The organism is Clostridium aestuarii, from assembly GCF_026735135.1.
Lineage (GTDB): Bacteria > Bacillota > Clostridia > Clostridiales > Clostridiaceae > Clostridium_H > Clostridium_H aestuarii.
In genome coordinates, this window is record NZ_JAPQER010000001.1 from 700,334 (window position 1) to 722,859 (window position 22,526).

The 22,526-nt window shown below is 27.8% G+C and carries 21 protein-coding genes; 2 read left to right on the forward strand and 19 right to left on the reverse strand.

What is annotated here, in order from left to right; all coding sequences use genetic code 11:
• Nucleotides 1–16: 16 nt before the first annotated feature.
• The 15 genes from OW763_RS02925 to OW763_RS02995 form a co-directional block, all read right to left on the reverse strand.
• A complete protein-coding gene (locus OW763_RS02925) occupies nt 17–883 on the reverse strand; it encodes a YitT family protein (RefSeq protein WP_268039562.1) in 867 nt (288 codons plus the stop codon).
• Nucleotides 884–1,023: 140 nt separating this feature from the next.
• Nucleotides 1,024–1,965 carry a transketolase family protein gene (locus OW763_RS02930; protein WP_268039563.1) on the reverse strand — a complete coding sequence of 314 codons (942 nt, stop codon included), beginning with the start codon at nt 1,963–1,965 and terminating at the stop codon, nt 1,024–1,026.
• Nucleotides 1,965–2,789: a transketolase gene (locus tag OW763_RS02935; RefSeq protein WP_268039564.1), complete on the reverse strand. Its 825-nt coding sequence runs from the start codon at nt 2,787–2,789 to the stop codon at nt 1,965–1,967. Before OW763_RS02935 ends, OW763_RS02930 begins: the two co-directional genes overlap by 1 nt.
• A gap of 98 nt (nt 2,790–2,887) precedes the next feature.
• Nucleotides 2,888–3,235: a type II toxin-antitoxin system PemK/MazF family toxin gene (locus OW763_RS02940; protein WP_272507264.1), complete on the reverse strand. Its 348-nt coding sequence runs from the start codon at nt 3,233–3,235 to the stop codon at nt 2,888–2,890.
• Complete coding sequence (locus OW763_RS02945; RefSeq protein ID WP_268039565.1) at nt 3,195–3,515, reverse strand: CopG family transcriptional regulator; 321 nt, start codon at nt 3,513–3,515, stop codon at nt 3,195–3,197. The genes OW763_RS02940 and OW763_RS02945 overlap by 41 nt, the downstream gene beginning before the upstream one ends.
• 140 nt (nt 3,516–3,655) lie before the next feature.
• The gene (alr, locus tag OW763_RS02950) at nt 3,656–4,819 is read right to left on the reverse strand and encodes an alanine racemase (RefSeq protein ID WP_268039566.1); all 1,164 of its coding nucleotides are present in this window, start codon (nt 4,817–4,819) and stop codon (nt 3,656–3,658) included.
• A gap of 52 nt (nt 4,820–4,871) precedes the next feature.
• The gene (locus tag OW763_RS02955) at nt 4,872–5,516 is read right to left on the reverse strand and encodes a germination lipoprotein GerS-related protein (RefSeq protein ID WP_268039567.1); all 645 of its coding nucleotides are present in this window, start codon (nt 5,514–5,516) and stop codon (nt 4,872–4,874) included.
• A gap of 82 nt (nt 5,517–5,598) precedes the next feature.
• Nucleotides 5,599–7,098: an NAD(P)H-hydrate dehydratase gene (locus tag OW763_RS02960; protein WP_268039568.1), complete on the reverse strand. Its 1,500-nt coding sequence runs from the start codon at nt 7,096–7,098 to the stop codon at nt 5,599–5,601.
• Complete coding sequence (gene acpS / locus OW763_RS02965) at nt 7,079–7,474, reverse strand: holo-ACP synthase (RefSeq protein ID WP_268039569.1); 396 nt, start codon at nt 7,472–7,474, stop codon at nt 7,079–7,081. Before acpS ends, OW763_RS02960 begins: the two co-directional genes overlap by 20 nt.
• Nucleotides 7,475–7,567: 93 nt before the next feature.
• Nucleotides 7,568–7,918 (reverse strand): DUF6514 family protein, encoded by a 351-nt coding sequence (locus OW763_RS02970; protein ID WP_268039570.1) that lies wholly within the window; start codon nt 7,916–7,918, stop codon nt 7,568–7,570.
• Nucleotides 7,919–8,129: 211 nt separating this feature from the next.
• Nucleotides 8,130–8,723 (reverse strand): hypothetical protein, encoded by a 594-nt coding sequence (locus OW763_RS02975; protein WP_268039571.1) that lies wholly within the window; start codon nt 8,721–8,723, stop codon nt 8,130–8,132.
• A 281-nt stretch (nt 8,724–9,004) separates the two neighbouring features.
• On the reverse strand, nt 9,005–10,432 hold the full coding sequence (locus OW763_RS02980) for a carbon starvation CstA family protein (RefSeq protein WP_268039572.1): 1,428 nt from the start codon (nt 10,430–10,432) through the stop codon (nt 9,005–9,007).
• A 114-nt stretch (nt 10,433–10,546) separates the two neighbouring features.
• Complete coding sequence (locus OW763_RS02985) at nt 10,547–11,257, reverse strand: LytR/AlgR family response regulator transcription factor (protein WP_268039573.1); 711 nt, start codon at nt 11,255–11,257, stop codon at nt 10,547–10,549.
• A 4-nt stretch (nt 11,258–11,261) separates the two neighbouring features.
• A complete protein-coding gene (locus OW763_RS02990) occupies nt 11,262–12,935 on the reverse strand; it encodes a sensor histidine kinase (protein WP_268039574.1) in 1,674 nt (557 codons plus the stop codon).
• Nucleotides 12,936–13,017: 82 nt separating this feature from the next.
• On the reverse strand, nt 13,018–13,473 hold the full coding sequence (locus OW763_RS02995) for a COG2426 family protein (RefSeq protein ID WP_268039575.1): 456 nt from the start codon (nt 13,471–13,473) through the stop codon (nt 13,018–13,020).
• A 362-nt stretch (nt 13,474–13,835) separates the two neighbouring features.
• On the opposite strand from OW763_RS02995, the gene sdaAB reads away from it, so the two are divergent.
• Both sdaAB and sdaAA read left to right on the forward strand, forming a co-directional pair.
• Entirely contained in the window at nt 13,836–14,519 is a 684-nt protein-coding gene (gene sdaAB, locus OW763_RS03000; protein WP_268039576.1) for an L-serine ammonia-lyase, iron-sulfur-dependent subunit beta, read from the forward strand.
• A gap of 3 nt (nt 14,520–14,522) precedes the next feature.
• Complete coding sequence (gene sdaAA, locus OW763_RS03005) at nt 14,523–15,404, forward strand: L-serine ammonia-lyase, iron-sulfur-dependent, subunit alpha (RefSeq protein ID WP_268039577.1); 882 nt, start codon at nt 14,523–14,525, stop codon at nt 15,402–15,404.
• Nucleotides 15,405–15,488: 84 nt separating this feature from the next.
• Here the strand turns inward: sdaAA and OW763_RS03010 are convergent, their stop codons facing one another.
• The 4 genes from OW763_RS03010 to OW763_RS03025 all read right to left on the reverse strand — a co-directional run bounded on the left by OW763_RS03010 (nt 15,489) and on the right by OW763_RS03025 (nt 22,525).
• The gene (locus OW763_RS03010) at nt 15,489–16,490 is read right to left on the reverse strand and encodes a hypothetical protein (protein ID WP_268039578.1); all 1,002 of its coding nucleotides are present in this window, start codon (nt 16,488–16,490) and stop codon (nt 15,489–15,491) included.
• A 227-nt stretch (nt 16,491–16,717) separates the two neighbouring features.
• Nucleotides 16,718–17,422: an SIMPL domain-containing protein gene (locus OW763_RS03015; RefSeq protein ID WP_268039579.1), complete on the reverse strand. Its 705-nt coding sequence runs from the start codon at nt 17,420–17,422 to the stop codon at nt 16,718–16,720.
• A 101-nt stretch (nt 17,423–17,523) separates the two neighbouring features.
• The gene (locus tag OW763_RS03020) at nt 17,524–18,873 is read right to left on the reverse strand and encodes an aspartate aminotransferase family protein (RefSeq protein ID WP_268039580.1); all 1,350 of its coding nucleotides are present in this window, start codon (nt 18,871–18,873) and stop codon (nt 17,524–17,526) included.
• Between the two features lie 133 nt (nt 18,874–19,006).
• Nucleotides 19,007–22,525, reverse strand: coding sequence for an AAA family ATPase (locus OW763_RS03025; RefSeq protein WP_268039581.1), 3,519 nt, complete (start codon nt 22,523–22,525; stop codon nt 19,007–19,009).
• Between the last annotated feature and the right edge of the window lies 1 nt (nt 22,526).

Below are 22,526 nucleotides of genomic sequence, written 5' to 3' on the forward strand. Positions count from 1 at the left end.
ATTGTGAATATTTTTATCAATTTTCAACAATATTTTTAAATCCTTCCCCTAAAACTTCATGAGCTTCGGTTATTGTTATAAATGCTCTTTCATCTATATCTTTAATATACTCTCTTAATCTTATAAATTCCTTTCTACCCAACACAGTATATAAAACCTCTGTATTATTTTTACTATATCCGCCTTTACCAGTAAAGATTGTGCATCCTCTATCTAATTTTTCTATAATATATTCACTTATCAAATCATTTTTACTGCTAACAATCAGTACAGCTTTACATTTATTCAATCCCTCTATTACATAATCAATTATAAATCCTAACATTATAACGGATATTATCGCATACATACCCTTTTCAGGATTAAAAGTAATTCCTGCCAAAACTGCTATAAAAATATCTACAATCAATAATGATTTCCCTATATCTATATGTATAAATTTGTTTATTATTTTAGCTAATATGTCTGTTCCACCTGTTGAAGCATTTTGATTAAACACAATTCCCATACCTACACCTGATAAAAGCGTGCCAAAAAATGTTGCTAAAAACAAATCATTGGTATAAGCCACCTCTGGTGGAATGATTTTATCCAGAATTGATATTATTATAGACATAGCTAAACTTGCATATATGGTTTTTGCTCCAAATTCTTTGCCTATAACAATAAATGCAATTAAGAAAAATACTCCATTCAAAATCAACATTATATGCCCAACTGATAAACTAGGTATTAAATAATTTATTATTATACCAATACCCATAACACCACCACCAGCTATCTTATTTGGTGCTAAAAAAAATTTTATTGCAATAACCACTATTAAAAATCCTATAGTAGTCCAAAAATATTCTTTTATCTCTTTTTTTATATTCCTCTCCATAATAAATTCCCCCTTGAATTTCCTATAATTAGTTTTACCATCTCAACCCCAAAATATTTGAATTTTAAATTTTAATTATAAAAAACAAAGGAAGGAGTAAATTAAACTCCTTCCTAATCAGTAGTTTTAAGTACTTCTTTTTATTTAAATGAGATACCTTTTTTCACAGCCTTAACGATATCTTCTGCTGTCAATCCATAAGCTTTTAATAATTCATCTGGTTTTCCACTTTCACCAAATTTATCTTTAATACCAATTCTTATTACTGGAACTGGACTATTTTCACTTAAAACTTCGCATACAGCAGACCCTAAACCACCAATGATACTGTGTTCTTCAGCAGTTATAACAACTCCTGTCTCTTTAGCAGCATTTATTATCGCTTCAGTATCTATAGGTTTTATAGTATGTATATTTAAAACTTTAACCTTTATACCTTCTTCTGCAAGAACATTATAAGCTTCTAGAGCAGCATCTACCATTATTCCTGTAGCTATTATAGTAGCTTCTTTACCCTCTCTTAATGTTACTGCTTTTCCTATTTCAAACTTATATTCTTCATTATCATTAATAACTGGAACTCCAGATCTTCCTAATCTTACATAACATGGTCCATTATATTCTGTAATAGCTCTTATTGCAGCTTCTGTTTCAACTGCATCGCTAGGACAAATCACTGTCATATTTGGAATACTTCTCATTAAAGATACATCTTCAATTGCTTGGTGAGAAGCTCCATCTTCACCAACTGTGATTCCTGCATGTGTAGCACATACTTTAACATTTAAATTTGGATAACAAATAGTATTTCTAATTTGTTCGAAAGCTCTTCCTGTTGCAAAAATCGCAAAAGTACTTGCAAACGGTATCTTACCACAAGTTGAAAGTCCTCCCGCAACTGCCATCATATTTCCTTCTGCAATACCCATATTTATATGTCTTTCTGGGCAAACTTTTTTAAACTCTGCTGTCTTAGTTGACTTTGATAAATCCGCATCAAGTACAACGACATTTGGGTTTTCCTGACCTAATTTAGCTAAAGTTTTTCCGTATGCTTCCCTAGTAGCTATTTTTTTAGCCATTATACTTCACCTCCGATTTCCTTTAAAGCCTGCTCACATTGTTCTTTGTTAGGAGTTGAACCATGCCAACCAGCTTGATTTTCCATAAATGATACGCCTTTTCCTTTTATTGTTTTGCAAACTATTACTGTTGGCTTTTCTTTTATTGTTTTAGCTTCATTAATAGCATTTATGATTGCTTCAAAATCATGTCCATCAATATTTATAACATGCCATCCAAAAGCTTTAAATTTCTCATCTATAGGCATAGGATTTAATACATCTTGACAGTTTCCATCAATTTGAAGTCCATTATTATCTACAAACGCAGTTAAATTATCTAATTTATAATGTGCTGCTGACATAGAAGCTTCCCAAACTTGGCCTTCTTCTAATTCTCCGTCTCCTAATAACGTGTAAACTCTATAATCTTTTTCATCTAACTTTCCTGCTATAGCCACACCAACAGCTGTAGAAATTCCTTGTCCTAAAGAACCTGTTGACATATCTATTCCTGGTACATAATTCATATTAGGATGGCCTTGAAGTATTGAACCTAACTTTCTTAATTTCATTAATTCTTCCTTATCAAAAAATCCTTTATTTGCTAGCGCACTATACAGTACAGGAGCTGCATGACCTTTTGAAAGAATAAATCTGTCTCTATCTGGATTATGAGGATCTTCAACATTTACATTCATTTCTTTAAAATATAGAGTTGTTAAAATTTCAACTGCAGATAACGATCCACCTGGATGTCCTGAACCTGATTCTGTTAACATAGTTACTATATCTTTTCTAATTTCTTTTGCAATTTGCTTAAGATGATGAATATCTTTTTCCATATTAATTCCTCCTAATTTTTTCTCCCTAATTATTATAACAACTTATATATAAAAATACACTATGTATATTAAAAAAAGGGCAATTTTGCCCTTTTTTCCTATAAACCAATACTTATTAATAATGCTTCATCTACTTTTCTCATATCTTTTTCTGACATATGTCCAATCTTTTCTTTTAACCTTTTCTTGTCCAAAGTCCTGATTTGTTCCAATAAAACAACTGAATCCTTATTCAGACCATATTCCTCGGAAGAAATTTCCACATGAGTCGGTAGTTTTGCCTTATTTATCTGCGATGTAATGGCAGAAATAATTACTGTAGGACTGTATTTATTACCTACATTATTTTGAATTATAAGTACTGGTCTTATTCCCCCCTGTTCTGAACCCACAACTGGACTCAAATCAGCATAAAATATATCTCCTCTTTTTACCACCATTGTCATCTGGCAAATCACTCTCCACAAGCGTAGCTTCATATTCTTTCAATACTAACATATCTTCTGCTAAGCCCATTTCACTAATTTGTGAGTTAATTTGTGACATTTCAATATATCCTCTTTGAAGTTCATCTATTTTACTTAGCTTTTTTTTATCCTCAATATATACTATTAAAGTATCTTCAATAACTTTACTCTTTTTTTTATATTTTCTTGTACATTTTTTTTTCATTTCACTACTAAGTGCTTTTGACAGGTTTATTATTAATTTCTTTGAACTTGACATTTAGCTAATATTACCTCCTATTTAAACATAAACAAAATATGTACATACTGATTATAATTGAAATTTTGTCAAAATGTCAAAGAAAATCCCTGTTTTTTCTTTATTTTTCTATATGTATTTTTAATCATAATTTCATAATATTAAACATAATTTCTTATTTTAATAATATTTCCATCTTTTATATAAACCCTTGGTACTCTTTTACTTATCATGCATATAACTTCATAATTAATCGTTCCTATCATTTCTGCTATATCATCTGCATCAAATTTAACCCCATTTTCTTGACCCATAAGTATAACTTCATCTCCTGCTCTAACATCACAAGCTATATCTGTAACATCAATCATACATTGGTCCATACAAACGTTACCTATAATTGGTGCAAATTGTCCATTTACTATAACTTTACCTTTATTAGATAGTGATCTAGCATATCCATCAGCATATCCTATAGGTAGCGTTGCAATTACACTTTCTCTACAACTTTTAAATTTTCTTCCATAACTTATATAATGCCCTGAAGGAACTTTTTTTATGTGAGCTATATTAGTCTTTAGTTTCATAACAGGTTTTAATTCTAATTTATTTCTGTCAACTTCTTGTGAAGGATAATACCCATATTGAATTATTCCAGGTCTTACAGCTTGAAAATAGGTTTGAGGTAATTCCATTATAGAAGCACTATTTGCTATATGCCTAATACTTATTTTTATGTTCTTTTGTTTTAGTATATCATAAAAATTATTAAATTTTTCTAATTGATAATAAGTATATTCTTTATCTGTTTCATCTGCTGATGAAAAATGAGAAAACATACCTTCAATTTTTATATTTGGCAGTTTACTTATTTTGTAAATTTCTTCTGCACTTTCATGATTAGGTATAAATCCTATTCTTCCCATTCCTGTATCTATAGCTATATGAATTTTTGCTATCTTTTGCTTTTTATGAGCTATTTCAGAAAGTTGTTTTGCGTAATCATAAGAAAACACAGTTTGCTCTATATTATATTTTAAAAGTTCATCCATAAAACTTGGAGGAGTAAATCCTAAAATCATTATAGGACATTTAATTCCCGCATTTCTAAGCTCAATTCCCTCACTAATTACCGCAACTGCAAGCCTAGTTGCTCCATTTTGTAAAAGTACAGGAGCTACATCTAAAGCTCCATGCCCATAAGCATCTGCCTTAACAACTCCTATAATTTCTTTGACTTTAGCTATTCTCTTTATTTGCTGCATATTAAACGCTAAGTTATCTAAATTAATTTCTGCCCAAACTGGTCTTATATGTTGAAACATTTTATTACCTCCACTTTAAATAAACAAGTATATTATCATAACTTAACTTGTTCTATTCTTTGGTTTCATTATTAATTTGTTCATTATTAATTTGTTCTTTAAAAATTTCTTCTTGTATATCTGTATTAGGACTAAAATTCTTATACACAAATCTAATGCATTCCTTCTCCTTTCTATTATATATAACTATTTTGTCTGGAAAATCATTTTCTAAATTGACATACATAATAGCAGAACTAATATTACTGTTGTTACCAGGTATATCTAAATATATCAATTGATACATTTTATCTTCTATAGTTTCAAAAGAATATTTTATTTCCTCATTGGTATACAATAGACCAATGTATTCACCTATAAAACTTAATTTATATACACTATCAAAATTTTTATCAAGAGTATATTGACTATTATTATTTAAATCTTTTACTGATATATCATTTTCTCTATATATCAATACTCTATCTTTGTTAATGTCTAATCTATGTCCATATTCCTTATGATAAAACTGCTTACATAAATGGTCAATCTCTTGTATATTATTTTTTATATGTACTTCTACATCACAGGTGTAACTATTAAGAGACTTTAAATATTGAATAACTTTACTTGGATCTTTTTCCTTCTTAGTACAAGTACATAAACTCAATATCATAACTATGAAAATAGTAATTAATAATACTAGCTTTTTTTTCATTAATTTCCTCCAGAATATAACTTACAATATTAATACTATTCTCATATAATCTACAATATTCTAAATTTATTAATCTGGAATTTTACCTTTGTAATTCTTTTATAACATAAGGTAGTTCCTCAATAATATGGTCTGCATTTACACAATACATTTTTTTTGATAGTTTGTCCCCACACATGCCATGAATATATGCAGCTACATATGCTGCTTTAAAAGGCTCAATACCTTGTCCTATAAAAGATGCTATCATTCCTGTTAAACAGTCACCCATTCCCCCTGATGCCATAGCACTATTACCAGTAGAATTAACCACTACACTTTCTCCATTTGTGATTAAAGTATTAAATCCTTTTAACAATAATATAACATCATATTCTTTTGCAAATTGTTTTGAAATTTCAATTCTATTTCTTTTGATTTTATCTATAGGAATTTGTGTTATCCTAGACATTTCTCCTAAATGAGGCGTCAAAATTATTTTATTATTTTTTTCTTTAAGCACATCTAGATTATCTTTTAAAACATTAATGCCATCAGCATCAATAACAATAGGAGCTTTTGTTAATTTTATAATATCGCTAACAATTTTTAGTGTACCCTTATTATTACCCATTCCTGGTCCTACGGCTATAACATCACTTTTGTTTAAAATCCCATTTAACTTTTCTTTCTCCTTAAAAGAAACTGTCATAGCTTCTATAAATTTATTACTCATTATTTTTTGTATAATTTCACTACAGCATAATGTTACAAGACCAGCCCCGCTTCTTACAGCAGATTGTGTTGATATATACGCAGCTCCAGTAAATCCTGCTGAACCTGCAACTATAGAAACTCTACCGAAATCGCCTTTATGTGAATATTTTTTTCTTTTAGGAATAATTTTATTTATATCTTTATTGTCTAAAATATAATCATTAATTTTAAATTTGTCTACAACAAAATTCGGAATTCCTATTTCCTCTATTATTATTTTACCTGTTAATTCATGTATTCCATATTTTAAAAAACCTCTTTTATAAAACTGAAAAGATATTGTTTTATTTGCTTTAATACAGCACCCTAAAATTTCTCCAGTATTAGCATTTAATCCTGAAGGAATATCTATTGATATAACATATGTTCCACTGTTATTAATTAATAAAATAACATCTTCATATATACCTTTAATTTCTCTACAAAGTCCTGTTCCAAATATAGCATCAATTATAATATCACACTGTCTTATGTTTTTTTTCATTCTACTAACATCTTCTATATTTGTTATGTTATTTATATTTACATTCATATTTAATAGTATTTCATAATTTAATTTACAATCTTCACTTAGCTTTGAAATATCTCCTATTAAGAATATTTCCGTCTTCTTACCCAATACGCATAAGTGTCTTGCAAGTGCTAGTCCATCGCCTCCATTATTTCCAGTTCCGCACACAATAGCAGCTGAATTAATGTTGTCATATTCTATATTCTTTAAAACTTTCAATGCTGCGTTTTCCATTAAAACCATACTTGGTATTTTCAAAGATTCTATACAAAATCTATCAATCTCCCTCAGCTTTTCAGCTGTTACTATTTTCATTATTTAAAACCTCCAAAACAGCATAAGCAATAGCATTATCTCTACTATGAGATATACTTAAATGAAATTTATATTCTCCCCATTTCTTATCTAATTTTTTAGCTTTGCCCTTTAAAATAACAATTGGTTTACCTAATGTTGTTTTGTCAATTTCTATATCTTTAAATTCAAATCCTGTAAATCCCGTTCCTATAGCTTTAGCTACCGCTTCCTTTGCAGCAAATCTTCCTGCTACATATTCAGGTCTCATATTCCTGCTTTTCAAATATTCTACTTCATTTTTATTAAATATTTTATTTATAAAATTAGGGCTTCTATCCATTGCTTTCTTTATCCTTTTAATTTCCACAATATCTGTACCTATACCAATAATCACATAAACTTCCCCCTAAGATAAAAAATTAAATTTCACGTTTAATTTTACACCTAAAATAATTTTTTATAAACAAAAAAGGAGGTAACCCTCCTTTTAACAAATATATATTTCTTTTAAAACTTCATCAAAATCAGTTATATAACTATCTATATATTCTCCTAAAACATCTAAAAGATGATATGGAGATACTATGTTATTATAAAGCATCTTTGCTAAATTATGTACTTTGTGCCGATGTGGACTTATGCATTTAACACAGTCTCTTTCAATTTTTACAATTTCTCCTTTAACTGTATCCTGTCTTTCAATCTCTATACCGTACGATTGTATTTCTAATTTATCAATCTCCGAAAAAGTAACTTTATCCTTAATTACTCTATATGCATAATTACACTCTATACCTTCATAATTTTCTTTTCTACATAAGTTTTCTACTACTAACATCTTCACTTCCCCCCTTATCTTTCCTTTTATAACTATAATATCATTATTCTATCAAAAAACATGTCACTTTATAAAAGGCGTCTCTATAATTTTATCTCTATGTTATGACAATAATATACCTTTGCTATCACTTTAACTAATCTGTTCACTTATTGTTCCACCCATCATATGGAAGCTATGTATTGATTTGTCGAACGTTACATAAATATGACTATATTTTTTTTGAAGAAATTATTTTATGTACACTATCATTCAATATTTTATTTTCTATAGAAATATATTCACAAACATCTTCCAAAATTAGTAAGATAGCTATATTTATACCTATAGTTTTTTCTTTATGTTCTTGTAAATTGTATTTATTAATATATCTTTTTATAATTTCCTTTTTACATTTAATTTCTTTATATAATTCATTTATAGTTCTATACAATATACTATATGAAATAGTTATAAAATCATTTTGAACTTTTTCATTTCCATTAATTACTTCTTTGATAATTTTATCTAATAAAATACCTTTATAGTATTCTTCTATTTCCTTACTATAAGTATTACTAATAAAACTTCCTATTATATCTGCATCTATTAAAGCTACTTCAGAACTTGTATTAAAGAGTACACTAAACTCTATATCTTTCTTACCCTCTTTTTGTATTTCATCAATTATTTTTTTTATTCTGTAATTAAACGCACTTGTAAACTCGGAATCTAAAATAAAATACTCTAATTCCTTAGCACATACCGTTGCTAAAAATTGCTTAAAATTCTTGTAATCTTTTTTTAAATGATTATCATTTTTCATCCTAAACACCACCTTTAAAGACATTACAAAAAACACTTAGTACTAATTTCTTCTTTATATTCAAACCTGTATTAATTAAAATAAAACAAAATAATACAGATATATGTTTAACATATGTCTGTATTATTATTCTTTTAAAAATATTTTATATAAAAGATAAGAGTTAAATCACAATTATGTTCTGTGATTTAACTCTTATTTACATATTTATAATTCAACTTTTTTAAAATAAACATCACTTAGACTCTTAACTATCAACTTTCAATTTTTAACTGCCTTATTTACGCTTCTGCCTCTAGCTTAACTTTAACCTTTTTTGAAGCTACTATAAATAAACCTAAAGCTAATATTGCTACTACTATTCCTATTGGAAGTGCTATACTCATAGGTAATTTAAATCCAATTTTAGCATTTGCAATAAATGTTGTGCATACTGATGTCATAAATGTAGCTGGAATTGCTGCCATCCAATAGCTCTTACCCTTATGAACCAAATACATTGCTGTTGTCCAAAGCACTATTGTAGCTAAAGTTTGATTTGACCATCCAAAATATCTCCATATAACCCCAAAGTTAACTTTAGTTAATATAAATCCAATTGCAAATAATGGTATACTTATTACAAATCTGTTTTTAATTGCTTCTTGTTTAAATCCAACTGAATCAGCTATTGTAAGTCTAGCACTTCTAAATGCTGTATCTCCTGATGTTATAGGACAAGCTACAACACCTAACACAGCTAATAATCCACCTATTTTACCTAGCCATGTATTACATACTTCATTTACAACCCAAGCAGCATTATGTCCTTCAACAGCCATTGCACTACCAAGTTCATTTATTCCTCCAAAGAAGCTCATTGCTGCTGCCGCCCAAATTAATGCAACAATTCCTTCTGCTATCATTGAACCATAAAATATTCTTCTACCTTGAGATTCTTTTGTTATACATCTAGCCATAAGTGGTGATTGAGTTGCATGAAATCCTGATATAGCTCCACATGCAATTGTTATAAATAATAACGGATATATCGGATTTGTATCAGCTTTCGGATGCATATTTGCCAAAGTAACCTCTGGAATTGGTGCTTTACCAATTATCATTGCTCCTGCAACACCAGCAGCCATAATCAGTAAACATATACCAAATATAGGATAAACCTTACCAATAAGCTTGTCTACTGGTACAACTGTAGCAATTAAATAATAACCAAATATGAAATATAGTAACAAATTAATATTTAGTCCTGTTAAACCATGTAATATACTAGCTGGTCCTTTAACAAAAACAACCCCTACTAGTATAAGTAGTATAACAGAGAATACTCTCATGAACTGTTTAAAACCGCCTCCAAGATATATACCTACAACTTCTGGAATACTAGCTCCATCATGTCTCACTGATAACATACCTGAGAAATAGTCATGTACTGCACCAGCAAAAATACATCCAAATACTATCCACAAGAAAGCAGCTGGCCCCCATAATGCTCCTGAAATAGCTCCAAATATCGGACCTAACCCTGCAATATTAAGAAATTGAATTAAGAATATTTTCCATTCTGGCATTGGAACAAAGTCAACACCATCTTCAAGTCTTACTGCCGGTGTTTGAATGTTATTATCTGCACCAAATGCTTTTTCAACAATTTTACCGTACACAAAATAGCCTATAATAAGTGCAACAATAGATAATAAAAATGATACCATAAAACCCTTCCCCCTTTATCTTATAAAATACTTTCCTTACTTTAAGTATAATGATAACGTTTTATTTTGATTTAAATATTACATTAAAAAACAAAAAAAGCACATGAAGTGCATCTATATACCCATCAAGTGCTTGAAATCGTTTATATTATTCCTACTAACTGGTATTTCCTCATCTAATTCTTTAAACTTAACCATATACGTATTATTAAACCAAGGAATTATTTCTGTTATTTTATCTAAATTTATTACATACGACCTATGGCTTCTAAAAAAATTATTTTTAGGAAGTTTTTTATAGAACTCAGATATACTGGAATTTTCAACATAAGTATTCTTACATGTGTAAATTATAGTTTCTCTTTCACTTGCCTCACAGTAACAAATATCACATACATCTACTACCCATAATTTATTATTCTTCTTTAATGTTATCTTATTGTTTATACATCTGTTTATCGTTTCATTAAATTCTTTTTCAAGTCTCTTTAACGTATTAACAATTCTTTTTTCCGAATAGGGCTTTAATATATAATCAAAAGCTTCTACTTCAAATGCATCAACAGCATACTCTTTATATGCAGTTATAAAGACAATAATTATTTTTTTTTCAAAATTATTGATTATTCTTCCTAACTCCATTCCATCTATTTTAGGCATATTAATATCTAGAAGAATAATATCTGGTTTATGTTTTTCTATAGATTTAAGAGCCTCTACAGAATCTTCAAACTCCCCTTGAATTTTTATATTACTAAATTTATTTATAAAATACTTCAATTCTTCTCTTGCAGGGTATTCATCATCTACTATAACACAGTTCATAACATCACCCTTTCAATCTTTTTATTGTAAAAGAAGTTTTAGTACCTTTATTTAATTTTTCCATTTTAAGTCCTTTTCCATAAATATATTTAAGTCTATTATTTACATTAGAAATTCCTATTTGACTTCCCTTCATAGTTCCTTCATATACCTGTTTTATAATTTCTTCTGATATACCAATTCCGTCATCTTCTATAATTACTTTTACTTTATCTTTATTTAGTTTTTTTATGTCTATTTTAACAGTTCCCTTTTTATCTCCTTTTAAAATACCATGTTTAACTGAGTTTTCTACTATCGGTTGAATAATCAAACTTGGTATCTTTATATCTAAATTATCATCAATATTATATACAACATTTAATTTATCACCAAATCTAGCTTTTTCTATTTCTATATAAGCTTTAACTTGTTCCATCTCTTTATAAATTTCCACAAAATTGTCTCCTAACTCCAAGTTATATCTTAAATATGTAGATAAATTAATAATTAATTCTCTAGCTTTATTGGGGTCTATTCTTACAAATGACGTAATTGTGTTTAGAGCGTTAAATAAAAAATGTGGATTAATTTGAGCTTGAAGTGCCTTAATTTCCGCTTTATTTGCCATTTCCTTCAATTTTCCAAGTTTACTTATTTCTAATTGAGTTGAAATTATTTGTGAAAGTCCTACTGCTAAAGTTTTATTTCTAAAAGATACTAATTCTTCCTCTGCATAGTATATTTTTAACGAGCCAATCACTTCTTCTCCTTCTTTTAAAGGAACTATAATTGCTGATTTTAGTGGACATTTTTCATAAGGACAATTTATTTGTTCAGAATTGGTTAAAGCTAATATTTCTCCATACTTTATTACTTTTTCTGTAGCTCCTGTTAATATTTTCGCTCCTTTGCTATGATGATCTGAGCCCATTCCTACATGTGCTAATACATATTTTTTATCTGTAATAGCTACAGCATCTGCTTTTATAGCTTCTTTAATAATTTCACATATTTTTTCAAAAGAATGATTATTAATCTCTCTAAAATACGGTAGTGTCTTATTAGCTATTTCTAAAGCTAGTTTAGCTTGTTTTGCTGCTATTTGTTCTTTCTCTTGAAATATATTTTGTATTAATAAAATTAGCATTGATATACCTATAGCATTAGAAAATCCCATAGGTATGTATATGTTCTTTACAATAGCTAAAGCAGTTGTAAATGGCTTAGATAAAATTAAGATTAACAGCATTTCTAAGCTTTCTATACCAATACCTGCAAAAAGTCCATATATCCATCTATTTTCCTTATTAGATTTATTATGTAATATTCCTGCTGCTGTTCCTGCTACTATCGTGGTTATTAAACATGGAATAGTAGTAATTCCTCCTATATTTATGAAAAATCTATGTACACCAGCTATAATTCCTGCAAAAGTTCCAACAAAAGGACCACACAAAATCCCTCCTGCCATAACACCTATAACTCTAGTATTAGCTATAGCTCCATTTATTTCTGTTCCTATATAAGTCCCTAATATTCCAAATCCTCCAAATATAGCAGATAAAATAATTAAATCTTTTCTTTGAAATTTATCTTTTTGTATAATTTTTTTAAAACTATTCGGTTGGGAAACAATAAATGCTATAAATACTATATAACTCATATTTTCTGTAAGCTTTTTTATTAATCCAATCAATTTATCAAACCACCTTTTTTAGTTTAGGCGCTTGGCTAAAGCAATACATACTATAAGAATATTTTTGCACAATATTCTTATGTTACGAAATAAGCGTTGGAAAAAATATACACGCTAGAGTAAGTACAGAAGCTGAAATTATACCACCTATAGCTGCGCATATCATAGATTTTTTAAAATCCAATTTTAAAAATGCAGCTACTGCACTTCCTGTCCATACTCCTGTTGTAGGAAGCGGTATTGCTATAAAAGTTATAAGTCCTATTTCCTTATATTTTTCCATTTTAGCTGAATTTTTATTTATTTTTTTCTCAATGAAATTACTTATTCTATTAAAAGCTTTATATTTTTTCATCCACTCAAATATTTTATTGAATAATAATAAAATAAATGGTACTGGAAGCATACTTCCCAAAAAACTTACTAAAAATACTATAGAAGGTTCCAAATTATAAATATTTATTCCTAGTGGTACAGCACCTCTTTGTTCCACTACCGGAACTGCTGATAATAAAAATACTTTTAAAAGTTTACTCATTTGTATTCTCCTCTTCTATCATTTTTATGTACTTTTTATTACTTTTTTATATTAACATTATTCCTTTAAATAGTTAAGAATTTTATATTTTATACCTTGTTTGAGTTTTTTTCTTCACCCACATACATTTGTGCGTCATATGAATATTTTCTTGCATTGTTAAAATATACTGTAAGTTTTTTTTCAAAAACTAGTGACAAATTAAAAATATAATTTATAATTATATTTGAAGGATGGGTTTTTAACACTATTTTTTACAATTATCGGGGTGTATTTATATATATTTATACGTGTAGATTTTATTTATATCATTTATATACATATCTTTAAAACCATAAAACATATCAAAGGGAGGAATTTTAATGAGTAATTACAGTGTTTTCGACATAGTAGGTCCAGTAATGATAGGTCCTTCAAGTTCTCATACTGCTGGTGCTGCAAGGCTTGCTAAAGTAGCTAGCATTATTGCTGGAAACCATATTAAAAAGGTAGAATTTTTATTACACGGATCATTTGCTCAAACTTATAAAGGTCATGGTACTGATAAAGCATTAGTAGCAGGAATTTTAAAAATGGATCCATGGGATGAAAGTTTAAAAACTTCATTTGAAATAGCTAAAGAAAACGGAATAGAAGTTATCTTTAAAGAAACTGATTTAGGAGATGTTCATCCTAATACTGTTAAGTTTATTATTACAAAAGAAGATGGAAAAACATCAGAAGTTACTGGTTCATCTATAGGTGGCGGAAATATAATGATATTTAATATAGATGGCCAATCTGTTGAATTCAGAGGAGATTATCCTACATTAATAACACGACATAAAGATATACCTGGAGTTATTTCAAAAATAACTACAATGTTATATAACCAAAATATTAATATTGGTACTATGAAAGTTTACAGAACAAGTAAAGGATTGCAAGCTACTATGACTGTTGAAACTGATAACTTAATTCCTATAGATATAATTAAAATAATAGAGAAAATTCCTGATGTCTATCATGTAAAAGTCATAAACCCAATCACGGAAGGAGATATTTAAATTATGTTTGCTAACACTGGATTAGAACTTTTAGAAGCTTGTAAAGAACAAAACTGTACTATATGGGAATATACACTTAAAGCTGAAATAGAAAATAGCGGCTTATCGGAAGAAAAAATATTTGAGAAAATGAGAAAAAGCTTAGACGTTATGAAACACTCTGCAAATTTTGCTCTTGAAAATGAAGTTAAATCAGTAAGTGGTTTGATCGGTGGAGATGCATTAAAACTAAACAAATATTCACAAAACAATAATACTTTAACAGGTGAATTTATGGTTAAAGCTATGGCTAGAGCTATTTCTTGTTCAGAAGTTAATGCTGCAATGGGAAGAATAGTTGCATGCCCAACTGCTGGTTCATGTGGTATTTTACCTGCTGCCATTATTTCTGCTGGAGAAAAGCTTAATAAATCAGAAGACGATCTTGTAAAAGCTTTATTTACTGCTTCAGGAGTTGGAATGATTATAGCTCAAAATGCTACTGTAGCAGGTGCTGAAGGAGGTTGTCAAGCTGAGTGTGGTTCTGCTGCAGCAATGGCTTCAGCAGCTATAGTAGAAATGTTAGGTGGAACTGTTGATCAAGCATTACATGCAGCAGCTATAGTAATAAAAAATATCTTAGGATTAGTTTGTGACCCTGTAGCTGGTCTTGTTGAAGTTCCATGTGCTAAGAGAAACTCTTCTGGAACAGTAGCTGCTCTTACTACTGCAGACATGGTTATGGCTGGAGTTAAAAGTATAATTCCTTTTGATGAAATGGTTGCAGCTATGTATAAAGTTGGTAAACAGCTTCCATGTGAACTTAAAGAAACAGCTTTAGGTGGATGTGCAATTACACCAACAGGACTTAAATTAAAGGAAAAAGTTTTCGGAAAAAGTAAGTAAATTTAGTTATTCTAATTGATTTTAAAAAGACCATAAATATAGAAATCTATATTTATGGTCTTTTACAATTAATTTGCTTAAAAATTATTGAATACCTGCACCTAAAAGCATACCCATTAATTCCATTAAATCTATACTCTTAACATCTTCTTTTTTAGGTATATTTATTTCTATTTTTTTGTTAATGTCAAATATATTTAATATTATACTACACTGAACTTTCACATCTTCTGCTGTTGAATTCATATTAATTTTTTCATAAACTATGTAACCATCTTTAATTCCAATAGTTACTTTTAATCCTTCTTCACCTATAGCTTTTAATATTTCATCTATTGATTTATCTAATTCTTTTGAATCTGAACTTTTATCTTCTGAAACCATAATATCTTGTAATATCTTTTTTATTTCAGCATTATCAATTTTCACATCATAAATTTCAATATTTTCTTTATTATTATTAATTTCCACTTCTTGTTTGCCTTTATTTTCTATAATTTTATCACCATTTTTATTTATATAATCCTTTAAAGATTTTAATAACTCTTTTTGCTTATCTAGTCCATTTATACTTAATGGATTAATACCTGATTCTGCTGGTGCTTGTCCCATTGCCTTAAGTTGATTTTCAAACTTCTCAAGGGTATCAGAAGAAACATAAACATAATCTATATTTTCAAACATAGGAGCAGCTTGAGATTTTATAATTTCTGGAATTTGCATAAATATTTGAAAATTAGCTTTATCATTCTTAACGGATGCCTCACCCATCATTTTCATTGCAACATTCATACCTGAAGCATTAAGTTTTAAGTTACCTTGAAATTTTGATTGTTCATCCTTTTCCTTAATAGATTTTCCATCAAATTCTATATTTACTTTATCCATTGCAGCCGAAGGAGTATCCTTTTTTATTCCATCAGCTTTGATATCAATCTTTGCTTTATAAGCACATGTATTTATGCTATTACTTTTTTCAATAGCATTGATTATGATTTCTTTATCAGATTTAGCTCCACATCCTGATAATGCAAATACCATAATACTCATTAAAAATAACCCAATAAAACTTTTAAACTTCTTCATTGGTCTTTCCCCCTAAAAATATAATTTTAAACTCTCCTTTAATGCTAACACATATTTAATATCCATATCATTAGTATATTAATGTAATAATAAACATTATATATCATATCTAAATATTATATATAATTCAAGGTATTATTTCCTTTTTTATTGAACATCCATATCATTGCACATATTACTATATACACCAAAACAAAAAGGAAATTGCGGTGCAATTTCCTTTTTGTTTATTTATATCCAAAAATCACTTCAACTTTTGCTCTTATCTCTAACTCTTTTGCTTGTATAGGTGTAGTTTTTGCTGTTGTAGCAACTCCATCATAAGCTGAATATTCTAATTTTAGTGTCTCTGGATAATCTTGTTCTTTAATTTTAATAGGAATTTTATCTATTGCAACCTTCATTGTTCTAGCAATATCCATTGATTTTTTTATGGCATTTTCAACAGCTACTTTTAATGCTTTTCTATAATATAGTTCTGGATTTGAAATAGTAAAAACTATTTTATCTATAACATTAGCACCATTTTCTACAGCTGTATCAATTACTTCTCCTACCATGTCCAAATCTTTAACAGTAACTTTTAAACTATTCTTAACCTCATATGTTCTAAACTCTTGTTTACCCTCAATATAGTCATATGTTTTTTTAATATTATAAGACACTGTTTCAATATCCTCTTTGTTAATTCCAATATCCTTTAATCCATTAATAACATTATTAGTCTTTACTGCATTTTCTTTTTGAGCTACTTCAAGATTTTTATTTTCTGTAAGTATACTTAAATATACAATAGCTATATCTGACTTTACCGTTATCCTTCCTTCTCCTTCTACTTGCATAATGTAGTTTTCTCTCTTGTTATACAAACGAACAATATCTTTGTAAGGACAGTATGATTGAGGAACTCCTCCTATCCCCCTTATCATCATAAAATTATTCTCCCTAATTTATTGTTATACTTTATAAACGTATTAATATAATATTAATATTATTCTCATTAATATTAAAAATTAACAATGCTCAATTACCGTTAATTTAAAATATTTTTAGTTATATTCTTTATACTATCAAAGCCCAATTTAAAAATATTATTTTCTTCATCTAATATTCTATTTAAAGCATATATTAAATAATCTATATGCTTCTTTTCTATAATGAGTGGTGGTTCTATTCTAAGTACTGATGGATCATTTGTAGTATAACCTGAAATAATTCTATATTCATTCATAAGCTTTGAAATTATTTGAGCCATTGTAGCTTCCATAATTTTATCAGAAATAATACCATTCAAATTATCAAATCTAATACCAAGCATTAATCCCATGCCTCTAATATCTTTTATAATTGTATATTTATTTTTCAAATTTATTAACAATTTCAATGCATAATTCCCCAAATTCTCTGCTCTTTTATATAGTTCTTCTTCCTTTAATATACTTAATGTTTTAATTCCTGCAGCACATGCAAGAGTATTTCCTCCAAAGGTAGAACTAGGTAACTTTGCATTTTTTACCTTTCCATAAGTATCTTTCCATAAAATCTCTTCAACTGCTATGCATCCTATTGGTATTACTCCTCCACTTAAAGATTTTGCAAGGCACATAATATCTGGAACAACTCCAAATTTCTCATAGCAAAACATAGCACCACATCTTCCAAGACCTGTTTGTACCTCATCAAAAATCAAAATAATATCTTTTTTATCACATATTTTTCTTACTTCATTTAAAAAATCTTTAGAAGGAACTACTATTCCGCCTTCTGCTTGAATAGGCTCAACTAGTACAGCTACAATATCCACATTTTCAACAGCTTCTTTAAATTTTTCTATATTATTATAAGGTACTTCTATAAAATTATAAAGTAAAGGCTGATAATTTTCTTTTATTTTTGATCCTAAAGCAGAAATAGAACCCATAGTTTTACCGTGATATGCATTACTAAAATATATTATATTTCCTTCTTTATTATATAGAAGTGAAATCTTTATTGCCTCTTCAACAGCTTCCGTTCCAGAATTAGTAAAAAAACAATATTTCATTTCTCTATTTGTCAAATAGCTTATATTATTTGAAAGTACAGCAGCATAAGTATTTTTAGACACTTGCAACATATTAGGTCTATCTTTAACTTCTTGTATTGCTTCTATAATTTGAGTGTTGTTGTGTCCTAAATTTAAAGCTCCAAATCCCCCCAAAAAATCTATATATTCATTCCCGTCTCTATCATATACATAAACACCATGAGCCTTAACAAATTCCTTATCTATTCCTATTCTTTTAAATAATGTATATAATCCATTATTATAATGTTTTTTATACATTTTATCTATAGATTTTTCACTTAAATTTTTAATATTCTCAAATTTAACAAACTCCATATTTACAACTCTCCTTAAAATTTCTATACTCTACATGACTTATATCCTTATAATTATAATTTCTTAAAAAATAAAAAATAATTCATCATATTAAATGATAATATTATCATTTAATATGATGAATTATAGGTAATTAGCTATATTCCAATTTAACCTTACTTCCTCCTTCACCTTGCTTTGCAGGAGTAACTATAAGTTTTACTGGGACTCTATTTTTAAGTTCTTCTACATGACTTATTATACCTACAGAAAACTTAGAGTTATGAATCCTTTCCAGAGAATTCATAACAATGTCTAATAAATCCCTATCAAGGGTACCGAATCCTTCATCAAGGAAGAAAAATTCAAGTGGAGCACTACCTTTTAACTGAACTTGTGATGAAAGTGCTAAAGCCAGTGCAAGAGAAGTTAAGAAAGTTTCTCCTCCTGAAAGTGTACTAGTTTCTCTTATTTCTCCACCATTATAATCATCTCTAATTGTAAAATTACCTTCACTATCAATTTCAAGAGCATATCTGTCTTTAGTTATATTCTTTAACCTTCTTGATGCCTCTCTTGCTATATACTTCAATTGATTCATAGCTGCAAATTCTACAAATTTATTTCCTTCAACTAATTTTCCTAAGTCATTTAATAGACTTAATTTATGTTCTATTTCTTTTTCCTTCTTTTTAAGTTCTTTTAAATCTTCTATATCCTTTTTCATATCTTCAATGGTCTTTTGAATAGTAGCAATTTCTTTTATTTTTAAATTTAATACTTTTTCCTTTTCACTTCTATCTTTTTTAATTTCTTGCCATTTATCTTCTTCAATAAATTCTCCATTTAACTTTTTATCTATTCTAGCAATATTATTCTTTACGTTCTTTATCTCATCTTCAAATTTATTTATTTCGTTTTCTATTCTATTTATAAATTCTTTATCTAATAAAACTTTTAGTATTTCATTATCATTACTAAAATTATTTTCCTGAAGAGAAACTTCTAGTTTTTCTTTTTGTTCTTTATATAAATTGGTAAGAATAGATTTACTTTGTTCTAAACTTAATTTTGTATCCCATATTTCTTGTCTTTGTTTTTTATCTTTTTCCAGTCTGATTTTAAGAATATCACTACTCTCATTAATTTTTTTAATTTCTTTTCTAACCACTTCAATATATTCTTCTGGATTTTTTCCTAAAGATAGCTTTTGAAATTCTTCTTCTTCCATTTTTATAATACTTGCTTTTTCTTTTCCACTTTGCAATATCTTAGAAATCTCAATATCTAATTCTTTAATTTTATTATTTAATTCTTCCTTTTGTTTATCCATTTTATCTATATATTTTCTTAACTCTCTTTGATTGTTTTGTAACTGTATACTTTCCTTTTCAGCTTTTTTTATTTCCTGCATTTTTAATGTTATATCTTCTAGCTTAAGCTCTTTCTTTAAAAATAAATATTCTTTAGAAGCCTTATCTAGTTTTTTGTTTTCTTTTGATAAATCTTTTTTTAACTCTTCTAAAGAATTTTCTTCACTTTTAAGTATTTCACTTAACTTTGCTTCCTTCATGTCTATCTTTACATTATTTTCTTTTTGCATTTTTAGCTTATTATCTATTTCATTTTTTTCTTTATTGTATTTCTCAAGTCTATTTTTTAAATCTATAAATTCTCTTTCTTTTTTTTCCTTTTCTTCCTTAAGCTTTGATAAATCAATATTTTCCAGTTCTTCTTCTATTTGATTCAAATCATTTTTCATATGTTCTTCTTCTTTTTCATAAGATACAAGTTTAATAGAAAATTTATTTATAATCTTATCTAATTCTTTAAGCTGCTCTTGAATATGAGTCTTCTTTTGTTGTTTTTCTTCTAATAATTTTATATCTATTTTTTCTGCTGAAGAACTATGGTGAATAGAACCACAAACCGGACATGCCTTTCCTTCTTCTAACTCCCTAGCTAAAATACTAGCTAAATTAGTTTTATTAATATAATCTATTTCCTCATCTATAAAAGTTAGTTCTTTCTCTTTTTTTATCAACTTCTCTTTAGTTAGCTTAATTTCTTCTTCTACAGGATTTTTATCCTCATAAACCTCTTTTAAAATTTTTTCTAATTGTCTTTTTTTATTATCATTATTAACAGCCTTCTCTAGCTTTTCTCTCAAGAAACTTACTTTTTCTGATTTTTCTAGAAGTAGTGAATTATCCCCTGGATTTTGCTGTTCTATTTCTCTATATTTATTTTCTAGTTCTATAACTATACTGTTTTGTTTTTTCTGTACCTCTACTACATTTTCATATTCTTTTTTTTCATTAATAATATTTTTTTCTTTGTTTTTAACTTTTAAATCTACTTCTTCTTTTTTATCTAATAATTGTTTATATTCCTTCTCTTTATTAAAAGCATCCTGTACTTTTTCTCTATACTCAGGATCAACACTTATTTTCTTTAATCTACTATCTACTTCTTCTATATTTTTAAACTTATCTTCTCTACTTGAAAGTATTAAATTTAATTTTTTCTCTAATGCATTCATCTCACCTTTAACTTTAGTATAAGCTTTAAGTAGCTCTTCTCTTTCTAATTTTAATCTTGCTACCTTTTTATTTATTTCTATTGCTTGTTGAAGATTAGCTTCTTTTTTAATAAGTTCAGGTATTTCTTTTTCTTTTCTTTCCAAAACATCATTATACTTTTTCTCTGTAGCTTTTAATTCTTCATCTATATTTTTTAGTTTAATTTCTAAATTCTTTAATTCATTATTATTATTTTTAATTTGCATATTTGTTTTTTCTAAATCATCAATAAAAGGTTTTACCCGTAAAGCCTTTTTAGCTTTATCTAAACTTTCTTTTTTTAGTGAAATTTCTTCATTTCTGTCTTCTAAGCTTTTTTCTATAATTTTATAATCTTTAAGTTCATTTTGAAGCTCGTATATACCTTTATATTTCTCATAATCTATATTTAATTTTTTCTTTTCTTCAATTAAACTCTCTTCCTCTTTAATAAGCTCTTTTAATTGAAGTTTTCTTTCTTTAAATACTTCTTCAGACAATCCTTCATATTTTTTCAACTCACCACTTAATATATTTTTTTCCTTTATTCTTTTATTTCTTGCCCGCTTTATCTTATCACTTAAGTTTTTACCATATTTCTCAAGGGCAAAGATTCTTTCAAGCATATCTCTTCTATCTTTTCCTGTAAGCTTTAAAAACTCACTAAATTTCCCCTGCGGAAGCACAACTGAACGAGTAAAATCTTCCACAGTAAGTCCTATAATTTTCTCTATCTGCTTGTGAACTTCCGTTGGTTTATCAGCAAGTATATTGCTTTCACTCTCATTCTTTTCAATAAGTCGTGCATATCTAGTCTTATACGCACCATGCTTATCAATTCTCATATTTCTCTCTGCAATATAAGTTTTTCTTTCACTTCCTAATCCAATTTCAAATTCATAGCTTACATTTAAATTTTTAGTTGTAGTATTTATGTAACCTTTATTTGTTCTTGTAACTTTTCCATATAAAACTATAGTTATAGCATCTAGGATTGTAGATTTACCACTTCCTGTTGGTCCAAAAATACCAAAAAGTCCTTTCTCAGTAAGTCTTTCAAAATCAATCTTTTGTTCCTCTTCAAAACTATTTAATCCAATAATTTTAAGCATT

What these genes read in the sequence shown, in the direction of transcription:
- OW763_RS02980 (WP_268039572.1), bottom strand. Translation starts at nt 10,432, where the DNA reads ATGGTATCATTTTTATTATCTATTGTTGCACTTATTATAGGCTATTTT.
- OW763_RS02960 (WP_268039568.1), bottom strand. Translation starts at nt 7,098, where the DNA reads ATGAAAATAGTAACAGCTGAAAAGCTGAGGGAGATTGATAGATTTTGT.
- sdaAA (WP_268039577.1), top strand. Translation starts at nt 14,523, where the DNA reads ATGTTTGCTAACACTGGATTAGAACTTTTAGAAGCTTGTAAAGAACAA.
- OW763_RS03010 (WP_268039578.1), bottom strand. Translation starts at nt 16,490, where the DNA reads ATGAAGAAGTTTAAAAGTTTTATTGGGTTATTTTTAATGAGTATTATG.
- OW763_RS02940 (WP_272507264.1), bottom strand. Translation starts at nt 3,235, where the DNA reads ATGACAATGGTGGTAAAAAGAGGAGATATATTTTATGCTGATTTGAGT.
- OW763_RS03025 (WP_268039581.1), bottom strand. Translation starts at nt 22,525, where the DNA reads ATGCTTAAAATTATTGGATTAAATAGTTTTGAAGAGGAACAAAAGATT.
- OW763_RS02955 (WP_268039567.1), bottom strand. Translation starts at nt 5,516, where the DNA reads ATGAAAAAAAAGCTAGTATTATTAATTACTATTTTCATAGTTATGATA.
- sdaAB (WP_268039576.1), top strand. Translation starts at nt 13,836, where the DNA reads ATGAGTAATTACAGTGTTTTCGACATAGTAGGTCCAGTAATGATAGGT.
- OW763_RS02985 (WP_268039573.1), bottom strand. Translation starts at nt 11,257, where the DNA reads ATGAACTGTGTTATAGTAGATGATGAATACCCTGCAAGAGAAGAATTG.
- OW763_RS02970 (WP_268039570.1), bottom strand. Translation starts at nt 7,918, where the DNA reads ATGTTAGTAGTAGAAAACTTATGTAGAAAAGAAAATTATGAAGGTATA.
- OW763_RS02935 (WP_268039564.1), bottom strand. Translation starts at nt 2,789, where the DNA reads ATGGAAAAAGATATTCATCATCTTAAGCAAATTGCAAAAGAAATTAGA.
- OW763_RS02945 (WP_268039565.1), bottom strand. Translation starts at nt 3,515, where the DNA reads ATGTCAAGTTCAAAGAAATTAATAATAAACCTGTCAAAAGCACTTAGT.
- OW763_RS02925 (WP_268039562.1), bottom strand. Translation starts at nt 883, where the DNA reads ATGGAGAGGAATATAAAAAAAGAGATAAAAGAATATTTTTGGACTACT.
- OW763_RS02975 (WP_268039571.1), bottom strand. Translation starts at nt 8,723, where the DNA reads ATGAAAAATGATAATCATTTAAAAAAAGATTACAAGAATTTTAAGCAA.
- alr (WP_268039566.1), bottom strand. Translation starts at nt 4,819, where the DNA reads ATGTTTCAACATATAAGACCAGTTTGGGCAGAAATTAATTTAGATAAC.
- OW763_RS02930 (WP_268039563.1), bottom strand. Translation starts at nt 1,965, where the DNA reads ATGGCTAAAAAAATAGCTACTAGGGAAGCATACGGAAAAACTTTAGCT.
- OW763_RS03020 (WP_268039580.1), bottom strand. Translation starts at nt 18,873, where the DNA reads ATGGAGTTTGTTAAATTTGAGAATATTAAAAATTTAAGTGAAAAATCT.
- OW763_RS02995 (WP_268039575.1), bottom strand. Translation starts at nt 13,473, where the DNA reads ATGAGTAAACTTTTAAAAGTATTTTTATTATCAGCAGTTCCGGTAGTG.
- OW763_RS03015 (WP_268039579.1), bottom strand. Translation starts at nt 17,422, where the DNA reads ATGATGATAAGGGGGATAGGAGGAGTTCCTCAATCATACTGTCCTTAC.